Source organism: Phyllobacterium sp. P5_D12 (assembly GCF_054049495.1).
This window is the reverse complement of sequence record NZ_JBFUMG010000383.1, coordinates 1-4,451: the sequence shown is the minus strand read 5'-3', so window position 1 is coordinate 4,451 and position 4,451 is coordinate 1. Positions and strand designations below refer to the sequence as shown.

4 protein-coding genes are annotated in these 4,451 nt (G+C 52.8%); 2 read left to right on the top strand and 2 right to left on the bottom strand.

The window, feature by feature from the left end; genetic code table 11:
* Positions 1-466: 466 nt before the first annotated feature.
* A complete protein-coding gene (locus tag ACXJ5O_RS19930) occupies positions 467-805 on the top strand; it encodes a hypothetical protein (protein ID WP_457301410.1) in 339 nt (112 codons plus the stop codon).
* A gap of 128 nt (positions 806-933) precedes the next feature.
* Here ACXJ5O_RS19930 and ACXJ5O_RS19925 read toward each other — a convergent pair whose 3' ends face one another.
* Positions 934-2,094: an MBL fold metallo-hydrolase gene (locus tag ACXJ5O_RS19925; RefSeq protein WP_457301409.1), complete on the bottom strand. Its 1,161-nt coding sequence runs from the start codon at positions 2,092-2,094 to the stop codon at positions 934-936.
* Between the two features lie 268 nt (positions 2,095-2,362).
* On the opposite strand from ACXJ5O_RS19925, the gene ACXJ5O_RS19920 reads away from it, so the two are divergent.
* A complete protein-coding gene (locus ACXJ5O_RS19920) occupies positions 2,363-2,491 on the top strand; it encodes an ABC transporter (RefSeq protein ID WP_457301408.1) in 129 nt (42 codons plus the stop codon).
* A 374-nt stretch (positions 2,492-2,865) separates the two neighbouring features.
* Here the strand turns inward: ACXJ5O_RS19920 and ACXJ5O_RS19915 are convergent, their stop codons facing one another.
* Positions 2,866-3,732: a S66 peptidase family protein gene (locus ACXJ5O_RS19915; protein ID WP_457301407.1), complete on the bottom strand. Its 867-nt coding sequence runs from the start codon at positions 3,730-3,732 to the stop codon at positions 2,866-2,868.
* Between the last annotated feature and the right edge of the window lie 719 nt (positions 3,733-4,451).

The following is a 4,451-nucleotide window of genomic DNA, read 5'->3' as shown; positions in this document are numbered from 1 at the left end:
GTCAACAAGGAAGTTCACCATGACCCATTCACCCATATCGATAGTTGAACGGAACATCCGTCAAATAGCCAACTAAGGCGTCGGTATGACTTAAAGCCGATACTTATCAGTATGGGCTACTTTTCGGAAGTTATAACTTCAAGCGAAAAGTTCCGGTCATAAAACACCCAACTTAGACTTAAGACTCGTTGARCTGCACTTTATTTTGTGCGGTTGCTCATGGCCGCATCGTATCTTGCGTTCCGCAGGAAACATCATCGTCGATCTTCGTGATCGGGCGGTCTTAAGGAGTTTTGCCATCTGCCTGGTCCACACGGACAATGAACACGAACAATCTGTTCGCGTCATTGATCACCCCGCCATGTGATCTTGGCCGTTGGTTTCAACTGATCTTTCCTTTCACCGCTGCCAAGCGGTGGGACGGCGTTTGCATGCCCAACTTTAGGTCCACGAAAGGACAACCACGATGCTGCAAGATTACAAATACGAATTTCGAGGCTTCGAAACGATCGACGCCTCCTCCGGCGCTGATAAAAGAGCGATCAAAAATCAGTCGATGCGACTGATCGAAGTCACCGATGAAAAGGAGAAGACCATCTCACTTCTTGCGCTTCGACTGATTTACCGGGTTGATGATGCAAGCTGGATTGACGAGGTATTCGCGGACCACATGATGCGGCTCGAAAAAGATACAGGCCATTCGGTCAAGGTCTCTTGTCGAAACGGGGCCCAATATGACGACGCCGCAGTGTTGGAGTTGGCCCGCATGGTTGAACTGAACTGCCGTCCGGTCGCGTCGCAGTGAACCTTTGAGGCTCAAGCACTGAAGGACTGGGCTAGTCCCTATCCATTTTAGCGCTGATCATTTCGCAAACTTGAAGCGGAACAAGCAATCGCAGAAACACCTGCGTCATCAGCCACCGCCCCTCGCGCCTAGCGGGAGGTAAAACTCAACCCCGTCGTCCATCGTGGCGACCTGCCGAAGGAGGCCATCATGAAATACCTCACTGCCAAACGAACTTCTTTCGGTAACGAGGCACCTCCCGAAATAGCGACCTGACCGCAGACCTCGTCTGCCCATCGGTTCCTATCGGGATTTCCAAACGATCCCAGACTTAAACAGCGCGGGCCTGACGGCACCGCCAAGTGGAGATTTGTGCCTTGTCCAATCACGACGACGATATGCCCGACGCCGGGGAACGGAAGATGGGGGGCAGCGACGAGTTGCCGGGAGCGGGCAAAGGTCGAGAAAGCCTTTTCCCGGACGATGGCCGCCTCTGCCGGGTTCACGTCGTAGAGGATGGTGACCAATGGATCGGGAAACTGTACGGCCTCGACGTGAACAATGTCGCCGATAAAAGCAATCGAATGCCCCTTGCTTGTTACGGTGTAGAAAGAACTGCCAGGGGTATGGCCCGGATGAATCGATGCAGTAATTCCCGGAAGAATGGTTTCATTGTCGGAGAATGTTTTTACCTTTCCGGTTTTTTGGTAGACGCCGATTGTTTTTGCGGCTTCGTCGAAGTACTGGCGGGCGTAGCCTGTCTTCTCCGCGTTCGTCGCATCCATGAAAAAGGCAAGTTCAGGTGCAGCGACGTGGATCGTCGCATTCGCAAAGACGGGCCTGGCATCAGTAACCAAACCACCCGCATGATCTGTGTGGATGTGGGTAATAAGAATGTCGGTAATGTCCTCCGGCATGACACCGACGCTGGCAAGGCTGTCCCGAAGCTTCCCGCCGTACCCAGGCCCGAAGAGCTGTCCTGAACCAGTGTCGACCAAGATCGACCGCGCGCCGTCCTCAATCAGGAATGCGTTGATCGATGCTTCGACGGGATTTGTCAGGAAGGATCGTTGCAGGCGGTTATCGATCTCTGGCTGTGATGTGCCAGTCAGGAGCTTGTGCAGGTCTTGGGGAACGGTACCGTCTGATAGTGCTATAATCTTAAGGTCCCCGAGCGGGAAAGCGTAGGTGTCCGGCGCTTGCGTGTAGTGAACGGCAGTTGCGGGTTGGGTGGTCTCAGCGAATGCAGGCGCGAGCGCGCCGATGATCACACTGAAGGTTGTGGAAGCCAAGAGGGAACGTAGGGTCATGGTCGCTGGGGTCCTGTTCATCGTTATCGTCGTCGATGAACTTTTAATAAGGGCACTCCGCGGCCTCATGAAATTCAATCGCTCGATAGGACCTATCCACGAGCCTTATGCCTCTAGACAATTGACGGCCAAGTGAATCGGAATCTCCGTTAAAAAAGAACCGTTGCTACAAATACCCTTACTTCTCGATCCGACGACCAGTTCTTAACACTTTCCATATTAGCCTAGAGTGGTTGGCCTACTTCAACTTGATGAAAAGGATCTTGGAATGAATAGAGCTCTGATCACCGTCGTTGCCGTACTAACAGTAATGAGTTTAAGTGCCTGCGGATCAATCGGCAAAGGAAAAGCTCCTCCGCCAATGGCAGAACCGATTGCAGCGCCAGTGTATAAATAAAGGCTGCTTCTGTGCTATGGGMAGGTGAGTCCACCTTCCCATTCAATCGATCGCAAGACACCGGCCTTGTACACGACGTTCGTTCCCGCCGTAAATATTTAGCGCCGGTTGGAACTAGCTTGTACCTTGTCCGGAGCGTATTACAACCGCGCTTTTGCCGCCCAGTCAGCAGTTTTCACCGCTGCATCCTACGACTGACAAAGGTCCGCTTTGGGCCAAGAGCGGACTCTGAACTCATGCTAGGTAGTGAGCGCCACCACCAACTACACCTTAACATACTGTAATTACGAAGCAGTGCCGTTACGATATCCACGTGCGGCGTTGAATATTGGATCCTGGTTGTTGTCATGGAGATATCTGCCGCGGGTTTCGTTTCAGGCACCCCGTGTAAGTACCAATTCTTGCGCTGAGGTATCAAGATGTGCCACAGCTCCCACTATTGCGGTGACAGGATTGCTGCCGTGTCCCAACGGCAAACCTCCCAATATCGGCACGCCCAAAGGTTCAAGATGTTCGCGTAACAAATGAATGATCGTGAAGTTATCGCTGCTTGGCTTGAAGTCGGTAAACTGTCCCAGTGCGATACCTGCCAAACCGTCAAGATGACCTGCATTCCGCAGCATCGTCAACTGGCGGTCCACCTCGCCAACATACATATTGACGGCTTCGAGCAGCAGGATCGCTCCCTGCAACTTCGGAAGGGCCCACCCGGCAGCGGTTGAAACCATGCTGAGGTTGCCCCCTATCAGCCTCCCTTTGGCAGATCCCTGCGTCGTGAGCGCGAAAGTATTTTCCTCTTGCCGCGCCCTTATCGTGATGGTTTGGGAGGTCATCAGCGCGGCTCGAAGCGCATACATAGTCTCTTCGCTATCGCGCCCAGAATGACCATTGACAAGTGCACCATGAATGCCCACCAAGCTGCATTTCTTCCACAAGTTCAAATGAAGGATGGTGATATCGCTGAAGCCAATCAGGAATTTCGGATCCCGCCGCACTGCCTCGAAATCCAGTCGATCTGCGATCCGGTAGGAGCCTTTTCCGCCACGCGTGGCGAAGATCGCGCGCACTTCTGGATCGCGTAGGGCCGCGTTGAAATCAGCAACGCGTTCTTCATCTGTGCCCGCCAGATACGACCGCTTCTTGAAAGCGTGCTCGCCATAGTCTACCTGGAGACCCCAGCCTTCGAGTTTTCGTGCCCGCTGAAAAACGTCGTCTCTGTCCGGAGTGCTCGCCGGCGACACAAATCTCACCTTGTCGCCAGGTTTGAGTACCGTTGGCCAAATCGCACCTTCGGCTTCCATCGCAACCCTTTTCAGAAGTTTAGGATGATTCCGGACATCAATCTATTGGCGATGTTTTGTGTCAGACTACTTTGATGGAACAGCATCTGCCATCTTGAAGATTATAAGTGACTGACACCGTGGGCTCTTAACACCGGGCTCCCAATGGAGACCGAAGCACCTGATCCCTTGAAATACTCCTTCCTGTCACCCATATGGAGTTGGTCGACAAGGTTAGTCCGGCCATTTCTGCAGACTCCGATTGAGCGCAGAATCTTTACCGCACCACTCAAAGTTTGAATGCTGACATTTACGCAGCATGCCTCTCCTTTGCTTGCATTCGACGTATTTTCAAAAAGAAGGCTGCGGGCGATGCTGCGCAGCGAATGGATTTTAATATGCAAAACAATATCGAAATGAAACCAACCGCGGTCGGTCCGCGACCAATCGAACCCAAAATGCCAAACATGTTGCCGAGGAAAATCAGAGGCGCGCAGCAATTGCTAGCGTCAGGATTCACGCGCGAGGAAATGCGCCAGATCGTGGCCGAACAAATCGATTGACCCATCCCGAATCTCAACTTGCGGCGTCAAGTTGTTCCGCTGCATCCTTCCCTCAATCAGAAGACTCAATGCAGCTATGAGCAATACCTTGCCCGCGCTCGCTACGAAGAGCGAGCA

What these genes read in the sequence shown, in the direction of transcription:
- ACXJ5O_RS19930 (WP_457301410.1), top strand. Translation starts at nt 467, where the DNA reads ATGCTGCAAGATTACAAATACGAATTTCGAGGCTTCGAAACGATCGAC.
- ACXJ5O_RS19925 (WP_457301409.1), bottom strand. Translation starts at nt 2,094, where the DNA reads ATGACCCTACGTTCCCTCTTGGCTTCCACAACCTTCAGTGTGATCATC.
- ACXJ5O_RS19920 (WP_457301408.1), top strand. Translation starts at nt 2,363, where the DNA reads ATGAATAGAGCTCTGATCACCGTCGTTGCCGTACTAACAGTAATGAGT.